17 protein-coding genes are annotated in these 22,470 nt (G+C 60.3%); 4 read left to right on the plus strand and 13 right to left on the minus strand.

The annotated features are described in order from the left end of the window. Window positions 1-11: 11 nt before the first annotated feature. The 12 genes from AC1AUD_RS05525 to AC1AUD_RS05580 form a co-directional block, all read right to left on the minus strand. Window positions 12-1,565, minus strand: a complete 1,554-nt coding sequence (locus tag AC1AUD_RS05525) for an aminotransferase class I/II-fold pyridoxal phosphate-dependent enzyme (protein ID WP_476572869.1) — start codon at window positions 1,563-1,565, stop codon at window positions 12-14. 92 nt (window positions 1,566-1,657) lie between these two features. Beyond that, a complete protein-coding gene (locus tag AC1AUD_RS05530) occupies window positions 1,658-2,497 on the minus strand; it encodes an HAD family hydrolase (protein WP_476572871.1) in 840 nt (279 codons plus the stop codon). Between the two features lie 134 nt (window positions 2,498-2,631). Beyond that, window positions 2,632-2,880, minus strand: a complete 249-nt coding sequence (secG, locus tag AC1AUD_RS05535) for a preprotein translocase subunit SecG (RefSeq protein WP_476572873.1) — start codon at window positions 2,878-2,880, stop codon at window positions 2,632-2,634. Between the two features lie 88 nt (window positions 2,881-2,968). Beyond that, complete coding sequence (gene tpiA, locus AC1AUD_RS05540) at window positions 2,969-3,775, minus strand: triose-phosphate isomerase (protein WP_476572875.1); 807 nt, start codon at window positions 3,773-3,775, stop codon at window positions 2,969-2,971. Window positions 3,776-3,862: 87 nt separating this feature from the next. Then, window positions 3,863-5,068 carry a phosphoglycerate kinase gene (locus AC1AUD_RS05545; RefSeq protein ID WP_476572877.1) on the minus strand — a complete coding sequence of 402 codons (1,206 nt, stop codon included), beginning with the start codon at window positions 5,066-5,068 and terminating at the stop codon, window positions 3,863-3,865. Window positions 5,069-5,204: 136 nt separating this feature from the next. Beyond that, window positions 5,205-6,152, minus strand: a complete 948-nt coding sequence (whiA, locus tag AC1AUD_RS05550) for a DNA-binding protein WhiA (protein WP_476572881.1) — start codon at window positions 6,150-6,152, stop codon at window positions 5,205-5,207. Between the two features lie 157 nt (window positions 6,153-6,309). Further along, window positions 6,310-7,233: an RNase adapter RapZ gene (gene rapZ, locus AC1AUD_RS05555; protein ID WP_476573179.1), complete on the minus strand. Its 924-nt coding sequence runs from the start codon at window positions 7,231-7,233 to the stop codon at window positions 6,310-6,312. Then, window positions 7,233-8,252 carry a shikimate dehydrogenase family protein gene (locus AC1AUD_RS05560; protein WP_476573181.1) on the minus strand — a complete coding sequence of 340 codons (1,020 nt, stop codon included), beginning with the start codon at window positions 8,250-8,252 and terminating at the stop codon, window positions 7,233-7,235. Before AC1AUD_RS05560 ends, rapZ begins: the two co-directional genes overlap by 1 nt. A gap of 109 nt (window positions 8,253-8,361) precedes the next feature. Continuing rightward, window positions 8,362-10,887: an excinuclease ABC subunit UvrC gene (gene uvrC, locus AC1AUD_RS05565; protein ID WP_476572883.1), complete on the minus strand. Its 2,526-nt coding sequence runs from the start codon at window positions 10,885-10,887 to the stop codon at window positions 8,362-8,364. A gap of 146 nt (window positions 10,888-11,033) precedes the next feature. Next, a complete protein-coding gene (uvrA, locus tag AC1AUD_RS05570; protein ID WP_476572885.1) occupies window positions 11,034-14,021 on the minus strand; it encodes an excinuclease ABC subunit UvrA in 2,988 nt (995 codons plus the stop codon). Between the two features lie 109 nt (window positions 14,022-14,130). After that, window positions 14,131-15,798: a serine/threonine protein kinase gene (locus AC1AUD_RS05575; protein WP_476572887.1), complete on the minus strand. Its 1,668-nt coding sequence runs from the start codon at window positions 15,796-15,798 to the stop codon at window positions 14,131-14,133. Window positions 15,799-15,872: 74 nt separating this feature from the next. Further along, on the minus strand, window positions 15,873-16,322 hold the full coding sequence (locus tag AC1AUD_RS05580; RefSeq protein WP_476572889.1) for a helix-turn-helix domain-containing protein: 450 nt from the start codon (window positions 16,320-16,322) through the stop codon (window positions 15,873-15,875). A 120-nt stretch (window positions 16,323-16,442) separates the two neighbouring features. Here AC1AUD_RS05580 and AC1AUD_RS05585 point away from each other — a divergent pair, with 120 nt between their 5' ends. The 4 genes from AC1AUD_RS05585 (at window position 16,443) to AC1AUD_RS05600 (ending at window position 20,777) form a co-directional block, all read left to right on the plus strand. Further along, window positions 16,443-17,213: a hypothetical protein gene (locus AC1AUD_RS05585; RefSeq protein ID WP_476572892.1), complete on the plus strand. Its 771-nt coding sequence runs from the start codon at window positions 16,443-16,445 to the stop codon at window positions 17,211-17,213. Window positions 17,214-17,367: 154 nt separating this feature from the next. Further along, window positions 17,368-18,126, plus strand: coding sequence for a DUF4230 domain-containing protein (locus tag AC1AUD_RS05590; RefSeq protein WP_476572894.1), 759 nt, complete (start codon window positions 17,368-17,370; stop codon window positions 18,124-18,126). 252 nt (window positions 18,127-18,378) lie between these two features. Continuing rightward, the gene (locus AC1AUD_RS05595) at window positions 18,379-19,656 is read left to right on the plus strand and encodes a hypothetical protein (protein ID WP_476572897.1); all 1,278 of its coding nucleotides are present in this window, start codon (window positions 18,379-18,381) and stop codon (window positions 19,654-19,656) included. Further along, window positions 19,653-20,777, plus strand: a complete 1,125-nt coding sequence (locus AC1AUD_RS05600; protein ID WP_476572899.1) for a hypothetical protein — start codon at window positions 19,653-19,655, stop codon at window positions 20,775-20,777. The genes AC1AUD_RS05595 and AC1AUD_RS05600 overlap by 4 nt, the downstream gene beginning before the upstream one ends. Window positions 20,778-20,870: 93 nt before the next feature. Here AC1AUD_RS05600 and AC1AUD_RS05605 read toward each other — a convergent pair whose 3' ends face one another. Further along, entirely contained in the window at window positions 20,871-22,025 is a 1,155-nt protein-coding gene (locus AC1AUD_RS05605; RefSeq protein ID WP_476572900.1) for a hypothetical protein, read from the minus strand. Between the last annotated feature and the right edge of the window lie 445 nt (window positions 22,026-22,470).

The raw sequence follows: 22,470 nt of genomic DNA on the forward strand, positions 1-22,470 counted from the left end.
GCGGGAATCCGCTACTCCTGGCGGTAGTAGGACATGAAATCGGCGAACTCGCCCATGGCTTCCTTGAGCACGCCCATACGCGGCAGATAGACCACGCGGAAGTGGTCGGGCCGGGACCAGTTGAACCCGCCGCCGTGTACGATGAGGATCCTTTTGTCGTGCAGGAGATCAAGCGCGAATTGCTCGTCGGAGTGAATATTGAACTTCTTGACATCGATCTTGGGGAAGATGTAGAACGCGGCCTTCGGCTTGACTGCGGTGACGCCGGGTATCGAGTTCAATGCATCGTAGACATAGTCGCGCTGGTCGTGGATGCGGCCGCCGGGCACGATGTAGTCGTTGACCGACTGGTGGCCGCCCAACGCCGTCTGCACGATCGACTGCGCGGGCACATTCGAGCAGATGCGCATGTTGGTGAGCATGTTGAGGCCCTCGATATAGTCCTTCGCAAGGCGCTTGTTGCCCGACAGCACCATCCATCCCACGCGCCAGCCAGCGATCATATGCGATTTCGACAGACCGGAATATGTCACGCAGAACAGGTCGGGGGCCAGCGAGGCGATCGAGGTGTGCTTGAGCCCGTCCATGACCAGACGGTCGTAGATCTCGTCGGAGAAGATGATGAGCTGATGGCGTCGCGCGATCTCCACGATGCCGCGCAGCACCTCATCCGGATAGAGCGCGCCGGTGGGGTTGTTCGGGTTGATGATGACGATCGCCTTCGTGCGGTCCGTGATCTTGGCCTCCATATCGGCCAGGTCGGGATACCATTCCGATTCCTCGTCACACACGTAATGCACGGCCTTGCCGCCGGCCAGCGTGACGCAGGCGGTCCACAGCGGGTAGTCCGGGCTCGGCACCAGCACTTCGTCGCCGTTGTCGAGCAGGGCGGACATCGACAGGTTGATGAGCTCGGAGACGCCGTTGCCGGTGTAGATATCGTCGATCGTGACGTTCGGCAATCCCTTGAGCTGGGCGTATTGCATGATGGCCTTGCGCGCCGAGAACAGTCCCTTGGACGGCGAATATCCCTCGCAGTCGGCCACCTGGCGGCGGATGTCGTAGACCACCTCGTCGGGGGTGCGGAAGCCGAAGGGCGCCGGGTTGCCGATGTTGAGCTTCAGGACATGGGTGCCCTCGGCCTCCATGCGGTTGGCCTCCTCGACCACCGGTCCGCGCACGTCGTAGAGCACATGGTCGAGTTTGTGGGATTTGCCGAAGGTACGCATGGAATGTTCTCCTGTCTTGACTGCGGAAAGTTCAATATTGGGATTCGTGGTCATTGGGTTCAATGGTGTGGCGTCCGCCGGGGACGGGGACCTGTCGCTGGGACCGGTTCGCCGGGGCGCGGACTCCCCTATGCCCGAACCCGTGCCCGTGCTGGTCTCTCCGTCCCGGAGCCACGACTCCTCGACGCCGAGTTCGCTGGCCAGGAACCGCATGATGTCCTCGCGAGGCGTTGTCTTGCCTGAGACATATTGGCTGACATGGCTTTTGCCGAGCTTGACGCCGGCGCTTTCGGCGGCTCGCACAAGGTCGATCTGTTTGAACTGACGCCGTGCCATCGCCTCCTTCAGCCGTGAGGCAAACGTTGAACCAGTCATATCCTCTCCCCTACGGAAGTTCAATTTAATATCAATACTGGTTCAAAATCATATCACTGGTTCAAGATATGGCGTTCAATCCATTGCGCCACACCGTCCTCGTCGTTGGACGGGCAGATTTCGTCGGCGATATCAAGCACCTTGGGATTGGCGTTCGCCACCGCGACGCCCTTGCCGGAGGCCTCAAGCATATCGATGTCGATGAGGTCGTCGCCGAAGCTGACCGTCGACGACAGCGGGACGTCCATGCGCTCGCACAGCGTCCTCAACGCCTGGCGCTTGTTGGCCAGCGGATTCATCAGCATCCACATCGATCCCTCGGAGATGCTCACCTCGAAATCCTGTGGGACGAGGCGGCCAAGCGTCCCCCACTGCTCCGGCGAGGGGAAGACGATGATCTTGTCGGCGACGCCCTCGGGCACGTCGGTGAAGTCGGTCATGCGCCATGTCTGCGTCTTCCAGTAGACGCTCACATCGAAGTTCGTGTAGCGCACGTCGTCCATGACGATGCCGACCTTGAGCCCCGGCAGTTCGTCAAGCAGGAACCGGCATACCTCGCAGGCCCTCGACGAGGGGAAGCCGATGCGCAGCAGATGCCCGTCCGTCGGCGTCGCCCCACTGGTGAGCAGATCATAGTCGGAGGCTCCGGGCTCGAAGTCGATCAGGGCGCCGTTGAGATAGACGTAGGCGTCGACGGGCAGTCGTTCGGCATAGGTGTAGCCGGTGGAGACGGGGCGCGCGGTGGCGATGGCGAAGCGGTATCCCGCCTCGTGCATCCGCCCGATGGTGTCGACGGTCCGCTGGCTGATGAAACGTTCCTCGAAGGTCGGCGCGTCATGCAGCAGCGTGCCGTCGAGGTCGGCGACGATGAGTCCGGGCTTGGAATCGGTCATGGCGTTCCTTCCGCGTTGTGCCGGGAAACCGTCCGGCGAACGGCGATCCCCGGACGGCACGGGCCTATGAGAAGACCCATGGACCTTGATGCCAAGGCCATGGGTCCTTTTCAAAAGTATGCGAGTTTGCTTCGTCAGATGAGATCGAACTTGGTCATCAGGCCAAGGCCGATGATGATCGCGACCCAGACGAGGGCGATGATGACGGTCCAGCGGTTCAGGTTCTTCTCGGCGACGCCGGAGGTGCCGGCGTTTTGGGTGAGGCCACCGCCGAACATGTCGGACAGGCCGCCGCCCTTGCCCTTGTGCATGAGGATGAGCAGGGTGAGCAGGCAGCTGAGGATGATGACGATGATCTCCAGCGCGATCTTGAGAGCGGTCACGGATTTACCTCCACGATTCTTGACACTGCGTTTCAGCATAGCGCAAGGCCAAGAAGAGACAGGCATTTCGCCCCGGTGTGGCGTGATTTCAGCGACGGGTGGCCACGGCCTTGAGCGTGAGTCGGCAGATGCGGGCCATTTCCTCGACGTCGAGCGCGGCGCCGCCGATCAGGAAGCCGTCGACGTCGCTTTCGCCGATGAGCTCGGCGGCGTTCTTCGAGGTGACCGAGCCGCCGTAGAGGATGCGCACGGCCTGCGAGACCTTGTCGCCGAAGCCGGCCCTCAGATCCTCGCGTATGGCCTTGGCCGCGTCCTGCGCCGTGTCCGGGGTGGCGACCATGCCGGTGCCGATGGCCCAGACGGGTTCGTATGCGATGATGAGGCGGGCCGCCTGCTCCTCGTTGAGGTCGCGGGTCACGTCATGCACCTGGCCGACGGCGTAGTCGAGCTCGATGCCCTGGCGGCGCTCCTCGAAGCTTTCGCCGACGCACAGGATCGGCTGCATGTCGGCGGCGAGCACGGCACGCACTTGGTCGACGATGTTGGCATCGTCCTCGGGATGGTATTTGCGGCGTTCGGAATGTCCGACGATGACATAGCTGCAGCCCAGGTGGGCGAGCATATCGGCGGAGATGTCGCCGGTGAACGCGCCCTGGTTGGTCACGGAGACGGTCTGGGCGCCGTATCGGATCTTGAGCCCGTCGGCCTCGACCAGCACCTCGACGCTGCGCAGCGAGGTGAAGGAGGGGAAGAGCGCGACTTCGCAGGCGCGGTGATCGAAATGCGCGTCGCGCAGCAGCCATGCGAGCTTCTGCACGAAATACGTCGCCTCGAGATGGTCGAGGTTCATCTTCCAATTGCCCGCCACCAGCGGGATGCGTTTCGTCGCCGCCATGCCGTTCCTCCTTCGTCTTCCTCTTCGCCGCCAAGACAGCAGGGCTCCCCTCGCGTTGAGGGGAGCCCTGTCACATCATGCCTGCGCTCAGTCGAGCACCTTCAGGCCCGGCAGTTCCTTGCCCTCGAGGAACTCGAGGGAGGCGCCGCCGCCGGTGGAGATGTGCGAGAAACCATCCTCCGGGAAGCCGAGGTTGCGCACCGCGGAGGCGGAGTCGCCGCCACCGACGATGGTGAAGGCGCCGGCCTTGGTGGCATCCACGAGGCCCTGGGCCACGGCGCGGGTGCCGTCCGCGAACTCGGCGATCTCGAAGACGCCCATCGGGCCGTTCCAGACGACCGTCTTGGAGTCGACGATCTTGTCATGGAAGAGCTTCTGGGAGTCGGGGCCGATGTCGAGGCCCATCTTGTCGGCCGGGATGGTGTCGGCGGAGACGACCTCGGGGTTGACCGGGGTGTCGCCGGCCGGGAAGCCGGCGTTCACGACGATGTCGGTGGGCAGCACGAGCTCCACGCCGTTCTTCTCGGCGGTGGCGATGTAGCCCTTGACCTTCTCCAGCTGGTCCTCCTCGAGCAGGGAGGTGCCGACCTCGAGGCCCTTGGCCTTGAGGAAGGTGAAGACCATGCCGCCGCCGATGACGAGGCGGTTGGCCTTGTCGAGCAGGTTCTCGATGACGCCGAGCTTGTCGGAGACCTTGGAGCCGCCGAGCACGACGGTGAGCGGACGCTCCGGGTTCACGGTGGCGCGGGAGAGGGCGGTGACCTCCTTCTCGACGAGCTTGCCGGCGGCGGCCGGCAGATCGGCGGCCACGTCGTAGTTGGAGCCCTGGGCGCGGTGGACCACGCCGAAGCCGTCGGAGACGAACGCCTCGCCGAGGGCGGCGATCTTCTTGGCGTAGGCGGAACGCTCGGCGGCGTCCTTGCTGGTCTCCTCGGGGTTGAAGCGCACGTTCTCGAGCAGCACCACGTCGCCGTCGTTCATCGCGGCGACCTTGGCCTGCGCGTCCTCGCCGTAGGTGTCGGCGGCCAGCGGCACGTCCACGCCCAGCAGTTCGGCCAGGCGGGCGGCCACGGGGGCCAGGGACAGCTCCGGGACGACCTTGCCCTTCGGGCGGCCGAGGTGGGCCATGAGGATGACCTTGGCGCCCTCTTCGCGCAGCGCCGTGATGGTCGGCAGGGCGGCCTTGATGCGGCCGTCGTCAGTGATCGTCGTGCCATCCAGCGGCACGTTGAAGTCGGCGCGGACCAGCACGCGCTTGCCCTTGAGATCTCCCAGATCCTTGAGTGTCTTCATGAATATCCTTTCATAGCCGCTTGCGCGGGAAAGTGGCGTGATTATGCCATGTCACAGCTTACAACACGACCCTGCCGTTGCGGTGGCAGGGTCGTGTTGTGTTGCGCTTGCAGCGTGACTTCGTTCGCTTCCGGGGTCACGCCTCCTTGGCGCGGCTTTTCTCGGTCTTGTCGGCGAGCTGGAGCAGCCGGCGGATGCGCCCGGCGATGGCGTCCTTGGTGATCGGCGGATCGGCCAGACGGCCCAGCTCCTCGAGGCTGGCGTCGCCGTGTTCGAGGCGCAGCTGGCCCGCGGCCTTGAGGTTGTCGGGGATGTCGTCTCCGAGGATCTCGAAGGCGTGGCGCACCTTGTCGCTGGCCTCGGCCGCCGCCTTGGCGGAACGGCGCATGTTCGCGTCGTCGAAGTTGGCCAGGCGGTTCGCCTTGCCCCGCGCCTCGCCGTCGGAGCGCTTGCCGGTCCATTCACGGGCGGACTGCGGCGCGCCGATCAGGTTGAGCATGCGTTCGATGGAGTCGGGATCCTTGAGCGTAACGCGTTCGGAGCTGCGCAGCTGGCGCGGCTTGGCGCTGATGCCGAGGCGACGGGCCGCGCCCACCAGGGCAAGGGCCGCCTCGTTGCACGGGCAGGTGATCTCCAGATAGCTGGCCTTGCCCGGGTCAGACAGTCCGCCGTGCGCAAGGAAGGCGCCGCGCCACGCGGCCTTGATCTGGGCGATGTTGCCGGAGACGATGTTGGCGGGAAGCCCCCTCACGAGCTGCTTGCGACGGTCGAGCAGACCGGTCTGCATCGCGAGGGCCGCTCCCCCGCGCTCCACTTGGACGACATAGCGTTGCACGACGCCGTTGGGGGTCTGGCGGGCGACCTGCGTCAATGTCGCCTCATGGCCGTAGAGGTCCCGGATGGCGTTGCGCAGCCATTGCGCGGCGTCGGGGGAATCGAACTGGGCCTGCGCCACGATCTGGCGCTGCACGAGCCTCAGACCTCCGCCGAAGCGGATCATGGCCGTGACCTGCGCTTTCTGCGCGGCAGGCAGCTCGTCATCTATCGCGGCAAGTTCGCTTTTGACGTCATCCAGAAGAGCCAAGAGCCAACCTCCTCATGTCCCGTTCTTCCTCAAAATATACCGGTCGGCAAGGGCGGAGCCCGTAGACACCGGCTATCTGTGATACCGAACAAGTTGGACAACAAGCGGGCGAAAATCCACCTTTCGGACGGATATGCCCGCCATATGGGATGGTTGCCTACTTGCGCTGTTCGCGCGCGGAGACCGTCACGGACAGTCCTCTGGCGCGCAGGCGGGTGGCCAGCGCCTCGGACATCGCCACCGAGCGGTGCTGTCCGCCGGTGCAGCCGATCGCCACGGTCACGAAGTGCTTGTCCTCCTGCGCATAGCCGTTGATCGCGGTCATCAGCGCGGTCTCATAGGCGTCGAGGAACCGCGTGGCCCCGTCGCTGGAGAGCACGTAGTCGCTCACCGGTTTGTCGAGGCCCGTCAGGTCCCTGAGGCTGGGCACCCAGAAGGGGTTGGGCAGGAAACGCACGTCCGCCACGAAGTCGGCGTCGGTGGGGGCGCCGTATTTGAAGCCGAAGCTGAAGATATGCACGGCGACGGTCGAGGGGCCGGAGCCGAGCATCGCCTCGTAGAGCTTGGTCGACAGCTGGTGGATGTTGAGATGCGAGGTGTCGACCACCATGTCGGCCCGCTCCTTGAGGTTCGCGAGCAGATCGCGTTCCTCGCGGATGCCGTCGATGAGGCTGTTGCCCCGCTGCAGCGGATGCGGGCGGCGCACGGATTCGTATCGCTTGATGAGCACCGGATCAGAGGCGTCGAGGAAGAGGATGCGGGTTTTGACGCCGAGATCGTCGAGATGCCCGAGCACGGCCGACAGATCGTCGAAATAGGCGCGGGAACGCACGTCGATGACGGCCGCGAGCTGATGCACGCCGCCGTCCGCGCCGGCGTTGGTCATCATATCGACCAGCGGCACCAGCAACTTGGGCGGGAGGTTGTCGACCACATACCAGCCCATGTCCTCGAGCGCATCCGCGGCGTGGGAACGGCCTGCGCCGGACATGCCGGTGATGAGCATGACCTCGAAGCCGTCGGCCGGCGCGGGCCTGTCTGATGCGGGATCGGCGTCGGGAGCGAATTGCTGGCGTCGCATCACAGTGCCTCCTCCAATGCTTGTCGCATGGCTATCTCGAGTTTGTCGTCGTCGGTGGTGACGTCCTGCAGCCGCTGGTCGGCGTCGGAGGGAGGCATGCCGTCCCATTCGCCGGTCATCAGCAGGACCTGCACCAAGGCTTGGTAGAGCAGCATCTCCTCGCCGCCGATGGCGCTGCCGCCGCGCTGCCGCCATGCCTGCATGAGCTTGGTGGGACGCGGATCGTAGACGACATCGAGGAGCAGACCCGTCAGAGGCGCGTCTTGGTTCTGATGCGCGTTTGCGATGAGATCGGCCGTCGCGTCTGCCGCATGGCCGGGGATGGTGCTGATGACATACGAGGCCTCGGCGGCCGCGGCAAGCAGGGCCGCTTGGTCGTTGAGGTCGATTTCGCGGTAGGGCGTGGGAGCGGATATGAACCGCTCGGCCACCGGCTTGAGGCTGGTGTTCCGCCCGGGATGGCGGGCTGCGACGATGACATGCCCCACGTCGTGCATCATGGTCGTTGCGGCCATGGCGGAGGCCGCGGTGTTGCCGTTGCCGATCACCAAGGCCGTGCGTTCGCGCTTTGCGTTGGTGCCGTCGACGACGTTCCTTTCGCGTTTGGCATGTTCGAAGGCAAGTTGGATGCCGATGACATCGGTGTTGAACAGTCGCAGCCTGGCGCGGTGACCGTCTGCGGTGGTCAGCATCGGAGCGTCGCTGGAATCGCCGCTGACGTTGTCGTCATTGTCGATCCAGTCGAAGACGACGGTGTTGGCCACCTCGAGCTCCTTCGCCCACAGATTGCGGGGGGTACCGTATGGCTGAATCGTCCGCTTGAGCGGCATGGTCAGGCTCAGGCCGGCCCAAGTGGGGTCAAGCCCTTTGAGAAAGGCATCGAGTCCGTCCTCGCCCACTTCGTGCCGTCCGTAGGTCCATCCGGTCAGGTCAAGCGCACGATACGCCGCGTTGTGCAGCACTGGCGACAGCGAGTGCGCGATGGGCTGTCCGAGAACCGCGCACCGGTGTTCGTTCACCACCATATCCCCTCCTTGGATCCGCTATCCCCTACTCTACCGCCTACCCTCCTAACGAAATGCCATCCGGAAGGTCGTCGGTCATGGAGGGGCGTCTCGTCCTGCTTTCCTAACGCCATGCCGTTTCCACCTTAGAATCCCTCTGCTCTTGCGCGGAGCCTCCCTGGTGAAGAGCATCAAAGAGCGCCTGCGCCTTGGCATGGCCGATGCCCTTGACCTTTTCGAAGTCCGCGACGCTCGCCGAGCGCATGGCCTTGACCGAGCTGAAGGCCTTGAGCAAGTTCTTCTGGTGTGTTTCGCCGATGCCAGGGATATCGTCGAGCGCGCTCCTCAGCGCGCCCTTGCGGCGCGACTGCCGGTGATAGGTGATGGCGAAGCGGTGGGATTCGTCGCGCACCCGCTGGAGCAGATACATGCCCTCGGATTGGCGTTTGAGGATGATCGGATAGTCGTCGTCGGGCAGCCACACCTCCTCGAGCCGCTTGGCCAGGCCGCATACGGCCACATCGTCCACGCCGCAATCGGCGAGGGCCTTCGCTGCGGCCTCGGCCTGCGGCTTGCCGCCGTCGACCACCACCAGATTCGGCTTATACGCAAAATGCCGCCGATTCGTGTTCTGCTGCACCACCGCACTGTTGACATCCGGCGCCGCGCCCACACCATCCCGAGCGGAGCCCGGCACTTCATGCCCGTCATCCTGAGCGGACCGCAGCGCCCCGTTACTGTCATCCTGACCGGAGTACAGCGCTGCGCTTTTGTCATCCTGAACGGAGGGGCGCAGCCCCGCAGTCGAAGGATCTCCCTGCGCACCGAGATGCTTCGCGTCGCTCAGCATGACACTTGTCGCGCGCTTTTCGGACTCCATGTCCTCGCCGGAGTCGCCGGCGATGTTGCCATGGCGGAATCGGCGCGTCAGGGTCTCGTAGAGCGCGCTCAGATCGTCGAGCGCGCCTTTGCCGTCCGTGCCGCGTATGGCGAAGCGGCGGTATTCGGACTTCTTGGCGATCGCATCCTCGAACACCACCATGGACGCCACCTGATAGGCTCCTCCGACGGTGTTCGAGATGTCATAGCATTCGATGCGCAACGGCGCCTCGCTAAGCCCCAGCGCGTCGGTCACATCGTTCATCGCCTGCGTGCGCGCGCCCATGTCGGAGATGCGGCTCATCTTGGAGCGTTGTAATGCCTGCGCGGCGTTCTCGTTGGCCCGGTCCATGAGTTGGCGCTTGTCGCCGCGGCTGGGCACGCGGATCGACACCGCTCCCCCGCGAAGTCCGGTGAGCCAGCCTTCGAGTTCCTCCCGACGCGACGGTTCGATCGGTACGATGACCTCGCGCGGCACGGGGGCGACGGGCGCCAGCAGGTCGGCGCGGCCGGTCATCTCTTTGCGGCTGTTGCGCTCGCGGGTCGCCTGGGCTCGGGCGAGGGCGTCCGTGGCCGTCATGGACTGCGTGGAACCTATCGCATCGCGGGCCGTTTCGATCAGCGCGCTGGATCGCTCCGTTGCCTGACCTGGTCCGTCGGTCTCTTCGACGGCGATTCCGGCGGCGGCATCCGCATATACCCGCACCAGCAGATCGGCCATGAGATCGGCGTCATCGATGTCCTCGACGCGCTCCACGCTCCAATTGCGCTCTCCGCGGATGGAACCGGCACGCACATGGAAGGCATGCACCGAGGCTTCGAGTTCGTCGGTGTCGAACCCGAACACATCGGCATCCACCTGGTCGTCGAAGACGACGGCGTTCTGTTCGACGACGGTGGAGAGCATCTGGATCTCGTCGCGCAGCCGCGCCGCCCTCTCGAACTCGAGGTCGGCGCTGGCGGCCTTCATGTCACGGGTGAGTTGGGCGATATAGGACTTGCCGAGTCGCCCGGTCATCACGCCGACAAGTCGCTCGACCATGCGCCGGTGCTCCCTTGGGGTGATTCTTCCCACGCAGGGGGCGGAGCATTTGCCGATCGAGGCGAACAGACAGGGGCGTCCGGTCAGCTCTGCCTTGCGATAGACGCCGGACGAACATGTGCGCACCGGGAAGGTGCGCAGCAGTTTGTCGAGTCCGTGCCGCAAGTCCCAGACCTTGGCATAGGGGCCGAAATACCGGGTGTCGCGGCGCTTGCGGCTTCGAGTCACCCAGACACGTGGCACTTCCTCGCCGACGGACACCGCGAGATAGGGATAGGTTTTGTCGTCGCGGAACTGCACGTTGAACCGGGGATCGAATTCCTTGATCCACGTGTACTCAAGCGTCAAGGATTCGAGTTCCGTGCCTACGACGGTCCATTCGAGGCTGCGGGCCGTGAGCACCATCGTCTGCGTGCGCGGGTGCAGGAGATACAACGGCTGGAAGTAGTTGGTCAGACGGTTCCGAAGGTTCTTCGCCTTGCCGACGTAGATGACGCGCCCCTCGCCATCGCGCCATTTGTATACGCCCGGCTTGGCGGGAATATCGGAAGTTTTGGGGCGGAACAAGTCGCGGGTGTCGCCCAGCAGCGGCGCGCCGTTTTTGTTTACCTTGGCCTGTGCGTTCGTGTCTGCCGCTGCATGTTCAGACGTTGACGAGGAGGTTGATGTGGACGTCATCAATGATTCGGCGGTTTTGCGCCATACATCGGGGCTGTGGCGTTCTAGCATTGGTCCTCCTTTCGCTGGGGTTCCTTGGCTTCCTGAGTGGGCGGTGGGGAGATCCTTCGACTCGCTGCGCTCGCTCAGGATGACTATAAAACCTGCGCTCGTTCAGGATGACAAAAGGCGTCTCGCTCAGCGTTGACGTCGCTGGCTTAGAGCATGTCTTTGAGGAATTTGCCGGTCCAGCTTGCTTCGCACTGGGCGACTTGCTCGGGGGTGCCTTCGGTGACGATGGTGCCGCCGCCATCACCTCCTTCGGGGCCTAGGTCGATGATCCAGTCGGCCGTCTTGATCACATCGAGGTTATGTTCGATGACGATGACAGTGTTGCCTTTGTCGACGAGGCTTTGCAGCACGTTGAGCAGTTTGCGCACATCCTCGAAATGCAAGCCGGTAGTCGGCTCGTCGAGGATGTAGACCGTCTTGCCGTCGGAGCGTTTCTGCAATTCCGTGGCGAGCTTGACACGCTGTGACTCGCCGCCGGACAGCGTCGGCGCGGGCTGGCCGAGGCGGATGTATCCCAGACCAACATCGACAAGTGTGTCGAGGTACCGTGCGATCGACGGATAGGCCTTGAAGAACTGCGCCGCCTCCTCGATGGGCATGTCAAGGATGTCGGAGACGGTTTTGCCGTTGTATTTGACCTCAAGCGTCTCGCGGTTGTATCGCTTGCCGTGGCAGGTCTCGCATTCGACGTAGACATCGGGCAGGAAATTCATCTCGATCTTCAGCGTGCCGTCGCCGTGGCAGGCCTCGCAGCGCCCGCCCTTGACGTTGAAGGAGAAGCGCCCGGGGCCGTAGCCGCGCACCTGCGCCTCCGGGGTCTTGGCGAAGAGCTGTCGGATCTTGTCCCACACGCCCGTGTAGGTGGCGGGATTCGAACGCGGGGTGCGGCCGATCGGGTTCTGGTCGACGTGGATGACCTTCTTCAGCTGGTCGACGCCCTCGACCCGGCGATGCTTGCCGGGCACGATGCGTGCGCCATTGAGCTTGTCCGCGAGCACCGGGTAGAGGATCGAGTTGACCAGCGTGGACTTGCCGGAGCCCGAGACGCCGGTGACCACGGTCATCACGCCCAGGGGGAATGCCACGTCGATGTCCTTGAGGTTGTGCTCCCGCGCGCCGACGACCTTGAGCTGCTTGGTTTTGCGCACTTTGCGCCGCTGCTCCGGCACGACGATCTGCCGACGCCCGGCAAGGTAATCGCCGGTGACGGAACGCTCCGCCTCGATCAGATGCTTGGCCGGCCCGGAATAGATGACCTCGCCGCCATGCTCGCCGGCGCCCGGCCCGATGTCCACCAGCCAATCGGCCTCGCGGATCGTCTCCTCGTCATGTTCGACGACGATCAGCGTGTTGCCCAGATCGCGCAGGTGATGCAAAGTTTCGATGAGTCTCTCGTTGTCGCGCTGGTGCAGGCCGATGGAAGGCTCGTCAAGCACATACATCACGCCGACCAGCCCGGAGCCAATCTGCGTGGCCAGTCTGATGCGCTGCGCCTCGCCGCCTGACAGCGTCGCCGCCGCGCGCGACAGCGTCAGATAGTCCAATCCCACATCGTTGAGGAAACCAAGACGCGCCTTGATTTCCTTGAGCACCTCGCCGGCGATCTGGGCGGCCGCTCCCTCCAGCTTCAATCCGTTGACCCATTCGAGTTCTCGCACGACGGGCATGTCGCACACGTCGAAGATCGACAGCCCGTCGACCGTGACGGACAGCACCTCGGGCTTCAATCTGCGTCCCTGGCACTCCTGACAGGGAACCTCGCGCATATAGGACTCGTAATACTGCCTCATCGCCTCGGAGTCGGTCTCCTCGTGCTTGCGCATCAGCGTGCGCACCACGCCCTCGAAACCGGTGGAGTATTCACGCAGACGCCCCCATCGGTTTCGGTAGGAGACATTGACCTTGAAGTCACGGCCGTAGAGGATGGCCTGGCGCACATCTTCCGGCAGGTCCTTCCATGGCGTGCTCATGGAGAAGCCCATCTCGTCTGCCAGTCCCTCGAGCACATGCCCGTAGTACTGTGAGGTCGTCTTGGTGTTCGACCATGGCTCGATGACGCCCTCGGCCAGCGATTTGTCGGGATCGGCGATGACAAGCTCCGGGTCGATCTCAAGCTTGAATCCAAGACCTGTGCACACGGGGCACGCGCCATAAGGAGCGTTGAAGGAGAAGGTGCGCGGCTCGATTTCATCGAGTTCGAGCGTGTGACCGTTCGGGCAGCTGCGATGTTCGGAGAACGGGCGTCGGCGGTCGGGCGAGCTCTCCTCCTCGTCCACGAAATCGGCGACGACGGTGCCGTTCGCCAGACGCAGCGCCGTCTCGACCGAATCGGTCAGGCGCTGGCGGATGCCGTCCTTGACGACAAGACGGTCGATGACGACCTCGATGGTGTGCTTCTTCTGCTTGGCGAGCGTGATGTCGTCGGAGAGCTGATGCATCTCGCCGTCGATCAGAGCGCGCGCATAACCATCGGAACGTAGCACCTCGAGCATATCCACGAACTCGCCCTTGCGACCCTTGACCACAGGGGCAAGGATCTGGAAACGCGTGCGCTCCGGATAGGCCATCAGCGCGTCGACGATCTGCTGCGGAGTCTGCGAGGAAACCGGTTCGCCGCATTCCGGGCAATGCGGCACGCCAGTGCGGGCGAAGAGCAGACGCAGATAGTCATACACCTCGGTGATGGTGCCCACGGTTGAACGCGGGTTGCGGTTCGTGGTCTTCTGATCGATCGAGACCGCGGGCGACAATCCCTCGATGAAGTCCACGTCCGGCTTGTCCATCTGCCCGAGGAATTGGCGGGCGTATGCCGACAACGATTCGACATAGCGCCGCTGCCCTTCGGCGAACAGCGTGTCGAAGGCCAATGACGATTTGCCCGAGCCGGACAGGCCGGTGAACACCACCATCCGGTTGCGTGGAATCGCCAGGTCCACGTTCTTGAGATTGTGCTCGCGAGCGCCCTGGATCGTCACCTTGAGATCGGCCGGGATATGCGAGATGTCGGCGACGAGCCCACCGTCGGCGGTGCGCTTGAGCGGCGCCTTCGCGATCTCGCGCGAAAGAAACGAGTCGCTGGTCATCACCCGCTCGACCACGACCTCGCCGTTCCTGTCCGCCGCACGCCGTGCCATCGCAACCTCCGCTCATCCATATCCGCGTATCCGAATGGGTCCACCTTAGGATACCGTATCCGACGCGAAGAGTCGAACAACTGTTCGACTGCGTGTCGCGGGGCGCGGACTATAGCCAAGCCATTGCGTAGGCTTCGTATGTTTCGTATTCGGGAATATCAGACATTATGTTGATCGAGAAGGGTACGGACTGCCCATCCCGGGGCATGTCCACAAAACCCATCTCGCCGTATACGATGCGACCTTTGCCGTCTCTCAGGACAATCGAGACCTTCACCTGGCTGGCTCCGCCGAACACCTTTGGATCGCCAGCCGTCTCGCCTGTGATTTCTCCGGTGAACGTCGTGTCGCCGAAGTCGTTGGTGTTGATGGATAGATTCTTCGTTTGGAAGGAATACGCTCCTGTGGATTGCACCATGTCAGCGTCGTCCGGTTCGGAAAGACGGAACTCCACATCATCGGGCGCGGTGCCGTTGCCGGCCAGACCCGCGTCATAGATCGTCTGTCCAGGGAAGGCGACCGACAGCACCGTGTCGTAGGTGAACACCACCGAGCCATCCTTGGCGCGGCCCACAATCGTCACCTTCGGGAAATTCACTTGATGCGTTTCGCTGGTGTTTTTCAGCCCGAGGGCATATTGAACGTAGCCGTCTTCCGCGGACCATCCGGATTCGACGAGTTCCAACGGGCCGGCCGTGTCGACGGCATTGTTCCCCGTCTTCGGGGCCGACGTGCCGCCACCGTTGTCCGTTCCGGGCGTTTTGTCTTCGCTGCGGGGCGACGCGGAGCGTGACGAGCCTGCGTCGCTTCCGGCTCCCTGCGTGTTATGGAACGTCCCTTTGACGGCGGCGAAGCCCCAGATCAGTCCTGCGATAAGCACGAGCGACAGCACGGCGGCGGCCACTGCGATGATGGCCTTGCGCTTGCGGGAAACCGCGCCGCCGGAAGTGCGCCTCGTCCTCATATGGGGCGCATTTCCGCGGCCAGCGTCACTTGGTTGTTCCGGAGGCAACCCGCCTTGCCTCCACGCCGCGAGCTCGCATCCCAGCCTGTTCGCCGAGGACTGGCGCGCGCTCGGCTCGAACGCACAGGCGCGGGCGATGATGTCGCGCAGAACCGGCGGCACGACGCGCGCGTCGGCGATCGCGCGTTCATACGCCGTCTCGTCCGGATACAGGCCGGCGAGCATGAAGCCGAGGAGACGCCCGATCGAATACACGTCGGAGCGCGCGTCGGTCTGTGCGAATCCGAATTGCTCTGGAGAGGCGAAGCCCCAGGTGCCCAGCGCGGTGGTGTCGCGCGAGGCCGCGTCGTCCCTCATGCGGGCGATGCCGAAGTCGATCAGATGTGCGCCGTCTGCGGCGAGGATGACGTTCTTCGGAGTGATATCGCGGTGCACGACGCCATGGGCATGCAGTTCGCTGACGGCGTCGCACAGCTGCATGGCGATGGCGACGGCCGCGTCCGGGCCCATGCGTCCTTGCGTCTCGACCCGTTGCGCCAGCGTGGCGCCTTCGACGTAATCGAATACGACGACGAAGCGGTCGGGCAGCTCGTATGACGCCACGACATGCGGCAGCCGTGGGTTGCGGCACTCCCCCAATGCCGCCCATACGTCGCGGCGGACGAGCCCCAGCGGGATCTTCTTGCGTACGAATGGGCCCGCGCCGTCGAGGCTGACGAGTTCGGTGACGCCGTATGCTCCGCGCGCGAGTGTGCGCTCGACATGATAGGCGTCGTCAAGACCCATGGCGTGCATGGTCTGCGTTTCGTTCACCGGTGCTCCTTGTTGCCCCTGCGGCCGCGGCATGAGTCGCGGGCTTCCCGTGCGCGCGGGCATACGCCGCGTCGTCAGGCCTCGTCGAGTAGGGGCCTTTCGCCGAACCGGATCAGTTCGTTGTCCACGGCGACGCGGTCGTAGCCGTTGTTCACGCACCATATGATAATCACGTCGCGGCGCTGCTTGCTCCACAGCTCCGCCACGCCGGCGAGCCGCAGCAGGCGCTGGGTCTCGATCAAGTCGCAGTTGAGCCCCAGCGACAGTGCGATCGCATGGTCGCGCCCGGGCTTGCTTTTGCCGGAGAAGATGTCGTAGACATAGGTCGCGTTCATGCCAGCGGAGCGCGCGACGGCGTTGCGGTTGAGTCCGCGCTTGGCCCTGAGTTCATGGAGGTATTCGGGCAGATCGCGCTCGATGACGTTGTCTTCCTTGAGATATTCGTCGAGATTATTGCGTTCCAGCAATCGTTTCAGCAGATCCGACGTCAAACGCTCCGTACTGCGTTCCTTCTCTTCAGCCATAGGGGTCAGATTATCGCCGCCCATGCCCGCCAAGGTTCAGTTGCCGACTGAAGTCTTAGTTTTCGAAGGCACCGAGAATTATCGTGACGCATTTCCGCACACGTATAGAAGGACAATGAGATGAAGACGACGAGAAAGGTCATGGCGGCGTTCCTGGCCGCCGCAACCGCGCTGACGCTGGCCGCCTGCGGCGGTGCGACATCCACCGGTAACGCATCTGATTCTGTCACTGCGAAAAGCAGTCCTAAAACCGCTGCACCGCAGACGGACCGTAAAATCCTGACTCTTGACGAATTGCAGGCAACCGTAGATAAGGAGGCGACGGACGGCGTTGCTTCCATCAAAGCGGAATATGACGCGCTGATGCCGAAGATCAGCGACTATGCGGCATATACGGCCAATGTGGGTGAAGTTGACGCTTTCTACGGCAAGGTTCTGCAGCAGGTCGACGAGCTTGGAGTGACGATGCGTGAACGCGCCGTAGATTATGCCGCCACGGTGCTGTCCTCCGGTAAGTCCGCCTCCGAACAATACGATGACATCGATGAGATGTACGACCGCATCTATGAGGACGCCGGCGACACCATCTATGATGGGGTTTACGACGGCATTCTTCAGGACGCCTATTCCGGAATCTACGATGGCGTCGTGCAATCTGGGTATGACATCGTCGCATATCAGGAATGGTCCGATGCCAGCTCTCAGGCGTACAAGCGCTGGTCCGACACCAGTTCTGACGTCTACAAGTCCATATCCGACTTCCGCTCCGATGTCTACGGTTTCTATTCCGACATCAAGGGCGAGATTTTCGCGAAGGACACCGAGCGGGCGCAGGAGAAGATGGAGCGCTTCCAAAAGAAGATTGATGCGATCAAGGCCGAGCAGAAATAGACATTAATCCGGTATCTGCTTGCTGCCATGTAGGCCGGTCTCCATGATGAGGCCGGCCTATTTGCCTCCTACCGGAATGTAATCAGATATACATATTGCTAATTTGCGTACATAATCACATCGCCATACACTTGCATGTTGCAATAAGCAGTCCGTGAGCGTGAGAAGAAAGAACTATGCCGACAGATTCCGGCTGTCCGTGACCATCGGACTGTCCGTGGCCTTCTCTGTCCTAGCTGGGTCCGTACTCATGCTTCTTGCTTCTGGAAGGGAAGAAAGATCGATGAGAAGGACCGAGAGCGGCAAAGGTAACCAGTGGACAAAGCCGCGGATGATCATCATTTACTTGGTGTCGGCCATTCTGATTGTGGTGGGAACATTTGGCGGCATGACTGTGGGCAAGTGGATCGAACAACGTAGACAAGCAACCGTGGACACGGAGTACGTCAAGGCGTTGATTACAAAGTCGAGTGAATTAACTGCCGCGAAATTCAATTACACCGGAATGACGGAATACGAAGACTCCGGCATCGCGGTGCTCAGCAAGTCGAACTTCATCATGGTGTACAAAGCCACCGCCAGAGCAGGCATTGATGTGCAGAAGGTCAAAGTGAAGGTGGACGACGCAAAGAAGACTGTTCTCCTGACAATTCCGAGGGCTGAGATACAAGACGTCAAAGTCGACACCTCTTCCATCCAGTATTTCGACGAGGGCTTTGCCCTCGCCAACACCAATCAGAAAGAGGACAGCAACGAAGCTATAAACATGGCCGAGAAAGATGCCAGAGAGGAAATCAAGACCTCCGGCGTACTAGAAATGGCCGATACACAATCCGAAGCATTGATCAAAGGCATTCTGCAGGGTGCCGTCCCCTCTGATTACGAGTTCAAGGTCACCAAGTCCGCGGAATAACTAGCAATGCAATGCATAGCTTGTGCTGTCCCAAGCTCAGTGTGTACCTGAACCAAGAGAAGTGAGCATTCTTCTGCCTGAAAGAAGCATGGATCGGACCCGTTGTGACGGGCCCGACCTTGTTTTTTTTTTAATTTGCAATAGCCTGTTGGAATGGTCCGTTGGCATCGGTTTAAACATGCATATGCTTGTATTCTGGACATTTCCGAATGCCCTATGGCGTAGTCACCACAGAAAGAAAAACGGGGAGAGATGAAGAGAAAGCGCATAGGCAAACTCCTGAGCGGCCTACTGGCAGCGGCTTTACTGGTTGGATTACCCGCTCCTGCAATGGCTTCCGAGGACAGCTCCTATACCTTGGGCGAGCAGTCGTTAGTCAATGCCGGCAAAGACGGCTATTCGGCGGAGAAACCTTTGGATAAGGATGATCCGCATTGGGGCTGGTCGCTAGGAAAGTTCTATGTGAAAGGCTATACGCGGCAGACAACAGTCAAGGGGAAGCCTTTGTTCCTGAAGAATGCCGGAGACAAAGTTGGCCTATGGTTCTCCCTGACACAAGATATCGATCGTCTCAATGGGAACGATAAGCTTTCCATCGCCTCCGATAGCGATGGTTGGGACAAGACCTTGGGAATTCCCCAACAGAACTTTGGACGAGGCATGCTTATCGTTAAGCAGACCGACTATCAAAACGATTCAAAGACGAACACATACGTGGATTTCCTTGCCGCCGGCAAATCAAAGACCGCTGACACCAAGGTGCAGTTGTTTGAGGAAGGCGATTACGAAGTCGCGCTGGACTACGCAGTCAAAAAGAACAATGTGAGTCTTCTTGGATGGAAGCCCTTCTCCTCCACCTCCTACTACAGGGTCTCCTTCGCTTTCTCCATCAGAAACGGCAACAGCATGGTGTTTCCCAAGGACGTCAAAACAGGAAGCGAACTCACCAATACTGCATTCACGGAAAATGGGTTCTCCATTGATTTGGCCGAGTCTCATTATCTAGATGTCAATGTCCGGAAATCTGTTCTCAACAAAGGCGCCGATGGTCTCGTCGAGGACACACGGTTCAACCGGCCTGCTGCCGATGGACAGACATATACCGAGGAAGGCGTGTACACCATAACCGTCACCAACCGCTATACGGATGAACAAACCACCAAGATCATCTACGTGGGAACGGATGATGTGCTCAAAGCCTACGCGACCACAGGTATGACGATTAAAGCCATCAAAAAACAGATTTCCGAGGGAGCCACGGTGAGCAAAGATGGTTCCCTCCTCCAGCCAGGAGAGAGTCAGACGACGAACGCTGAATCGAGCGCAAAAGATTCTGTAGACGCCCCAGACTCTTGGTTCTCCCGCGGCATTCGGTATCTTATCGTTGCCTCAATTATTCTGGTCATTTTCCTGATTATTGCTTTTGCCTCAATCCACCGTCATCGCAAGCGCAGCAAGATGATGAAACTCCTCGCAAAGAGCGAGGAAAGGCCTCAACTTGAAACCGGGATTGCGGAGGAACAAGAATGAAGAAGCTTAGGTTACTTGCGTTTTCATTAAGCTGTATTTTGGCTCTCTCCGGATGCGGATCGACATCCGCTTCCTCCGCGAACTCTTCGGAGAAAGTCGAGACTTCATCGCAAGCAAAGCAGCTGCCCGAGTTCTCCGGTCTGGATGATTCGAATCTTTTGCTGTATGTCGAGGATTCCGTGGGCGCGAAGCTTGACCAGAACATGGTGGCAAAGGGCTATCAGATTGAATCGGTGAATGCCTCATACGTTTCCAAAGAATATCTCGAAGAGTTGTCCTACAACTCCCAAGAGAATATGTACTTTGGATACGCTCTGTCGGACATTGACGCTCAATTCCAAGGCGAACGATATGTGTTCACATTGGGTGACAACGGGGAAACAACCGTCAAAGCATACGAGGCCTATGACGATACGTTCGAGAAAATCACCAAGAACCTTGCCGTCGGAACAGGAGTGATGCTTCTTACAGTGACGGCATCGGCCCTTGCCGGAGGCACTGCGACCAGCGTGGTCCTTGCGGTATCTGCCAAAAGCGCTGCAACCGCCGCGCTTTCATCAGGTGCATTGGCGGGGTTGTCATCAGGACTTATTGAATACATCGGGAACGGAGACGCCAAGAAGTCCTTGAAAACAGCTGCCGCATCCGGAGCTGAGGCATTCAAGTGGGGCGCATTCGGTGGCGCGATCGCCGGTGGCATATCCAAGGCTCTCACCTTCCCGCGGGCAAAGCCCGATGTCCCGACATGGCGGCAATCCGAGCAAATCGCGCAGTGGAAGTACGGCGGTAAGGAACAGGCGACCTTCTTAAAAGGTAAAGAGGTGCCATTTGGAACAGAAGGGGGCACGCGCCCAGATGTCATCCGAACTGTAAAGGGACATCTTGAAGCGATTGAAGTCAAAAACTATGACCTCGAAACCGACTTCGATGGTCTTCGTTGGATACTATCCAAAGAAATCAGCGATAGAGTGAAAAACCTTCCTAAAGGGTCAACTCAACGGGTAATGCTGGATGTTAGAGGGCGAGGCTACAGCAAGAAATTCTTAAACTCAAGGATTAATATCTTGAAGGACGATCTCAAAGAGATCTATCCCGACATCCCCATTGAGCTTATACGATGAATTAGGACAAGCCTCTAACAAGCTGATTTTTAGAGGGGGGTGTGAGTGATTGTAGATGCGCCAACAATCTACAATCACTCACACCCCTCCCGTTTAAGGCTCCATGATGTCAAATCCCTGTTGAGTAGATGCTAGGTCGAGAACAATCCGATCTGATTCATCAAGGATCGGCAAAGCCTCTGGCTCCGAATGAAGTGCACGTGCTAGACGGAAGAAGCGTGTACGCATCTCCTGTGTCTTTTTGCCAGAGATTTCCACGGGGAGCTTCGTCAGGCCAACCGGCATCACACTTATTTCATCAACTACGCTCATAAGCTGTTCCTGAGCAGAAGCGAACATTTTTAGTTCTTGGTGCAGTGCAGCTTCGACATGTGAGAGAGATTGTCCTTCATTGTCTTGTTCTGCGGCAATTTTTTCGAGGACGACGGTTCGTGCACGAAGAGCAAGTGTTCGATAGATCTGAGTTGATTGAATCTCGAATTCGCTTAGAGGATCATTGCCTTGTCCGACAAGTTCGTTCAAAAGTTCCGCGCCATTTACATGTGTCGACTGGCTATACCGGTCGACTGCATGGCTCCACTGATTGAGCTTCTCAATGCTTTGGTTGGCAAGTATGGCCAACTCCCCAAATGCGTGGGAAGCCGCGGAGATATTCGGTATGTGCGCTTGGTCAAGCAAATAGCCCAAGACTGTTTGTATCTGTTGTTCGGCAGTATTTACTACTGCACGATCTTTTAGCTCTAGGTGTTCGCGGACAGCAGCCACTCCGCTGCTTATAGCATCAAGTTTCTTCTGCATCTGTTGCTGCGCCAACATATCCGCGGCCATCGCCAATGCGATGGTAGCGATCATTGGTCCGGCTGCGATTGTGGCGCCAGTTGCAGGAATCAGTCGAACATGCCCGGAAACCCGTGTGGAACCAGCCGCACGCGTCATACCTCGGAATCCGCCTCCAACTGCTGGAACAAGATCCTTGGCAGTCGCGCCCGCCGGCAAGATTACACGGCACATATCTTCACCGGGTACCATCCCCATTTGTTGCGTGACTTGGCTCATGGCCTTGGCAAAGAGTCCAGGAGTTTGCGCAGCGATTCTTGTTGTAGTTCCTCCCGCTGGTGCTTGATCGCGCTTAATTAACAGACCTTCATGATTCAGCAGCATCCGAAGCATGGTTTCCGTGTCAGGTGTAGCATCGATTGCTTTCAACGGAACAAAGACAGCATCCTCAGTCTTCTGATCGTTATTCATGGTTCCCTCTGCGGATTGAGTAGATTACGCTAAAATTATATTCCAGCAGCTCCCAAATATGCTGAATCCGGGATGTCTGGAGTAGCATCAAGAGATAAGTTTGAAATTCCCTTTGAGGCCTTGTTCTACAAGGGCTCGGATGATTTCAAAAGTGGTTATCTGAGCGGTTATGAGGATCTCCTCGTCCTAGATGCGGCAGTACGACGAAGAAGAACAGCAAGCCTCTGCAGGCGGGACGCGTTGACGGTGCGGAAGCTAGTTGAGGCCTCTCCTCGACCAGATCGTACGATTTGTCGGACAGTTGATTTGGAGGTGCTTAGAGGCTGTCGTGAAGTCATTGCAAAATGCTCGAGAAGAAACGAGTTGCCTGAGAGAACAGACGGAAAATCAGAGGACAAATCGTTTCAAAAAGTTTCTCTTGACACTACCGAAGAGACATACCTTC

The organism is Bifidobacterium sp. LH_730 (assembly GCF_056355835.1).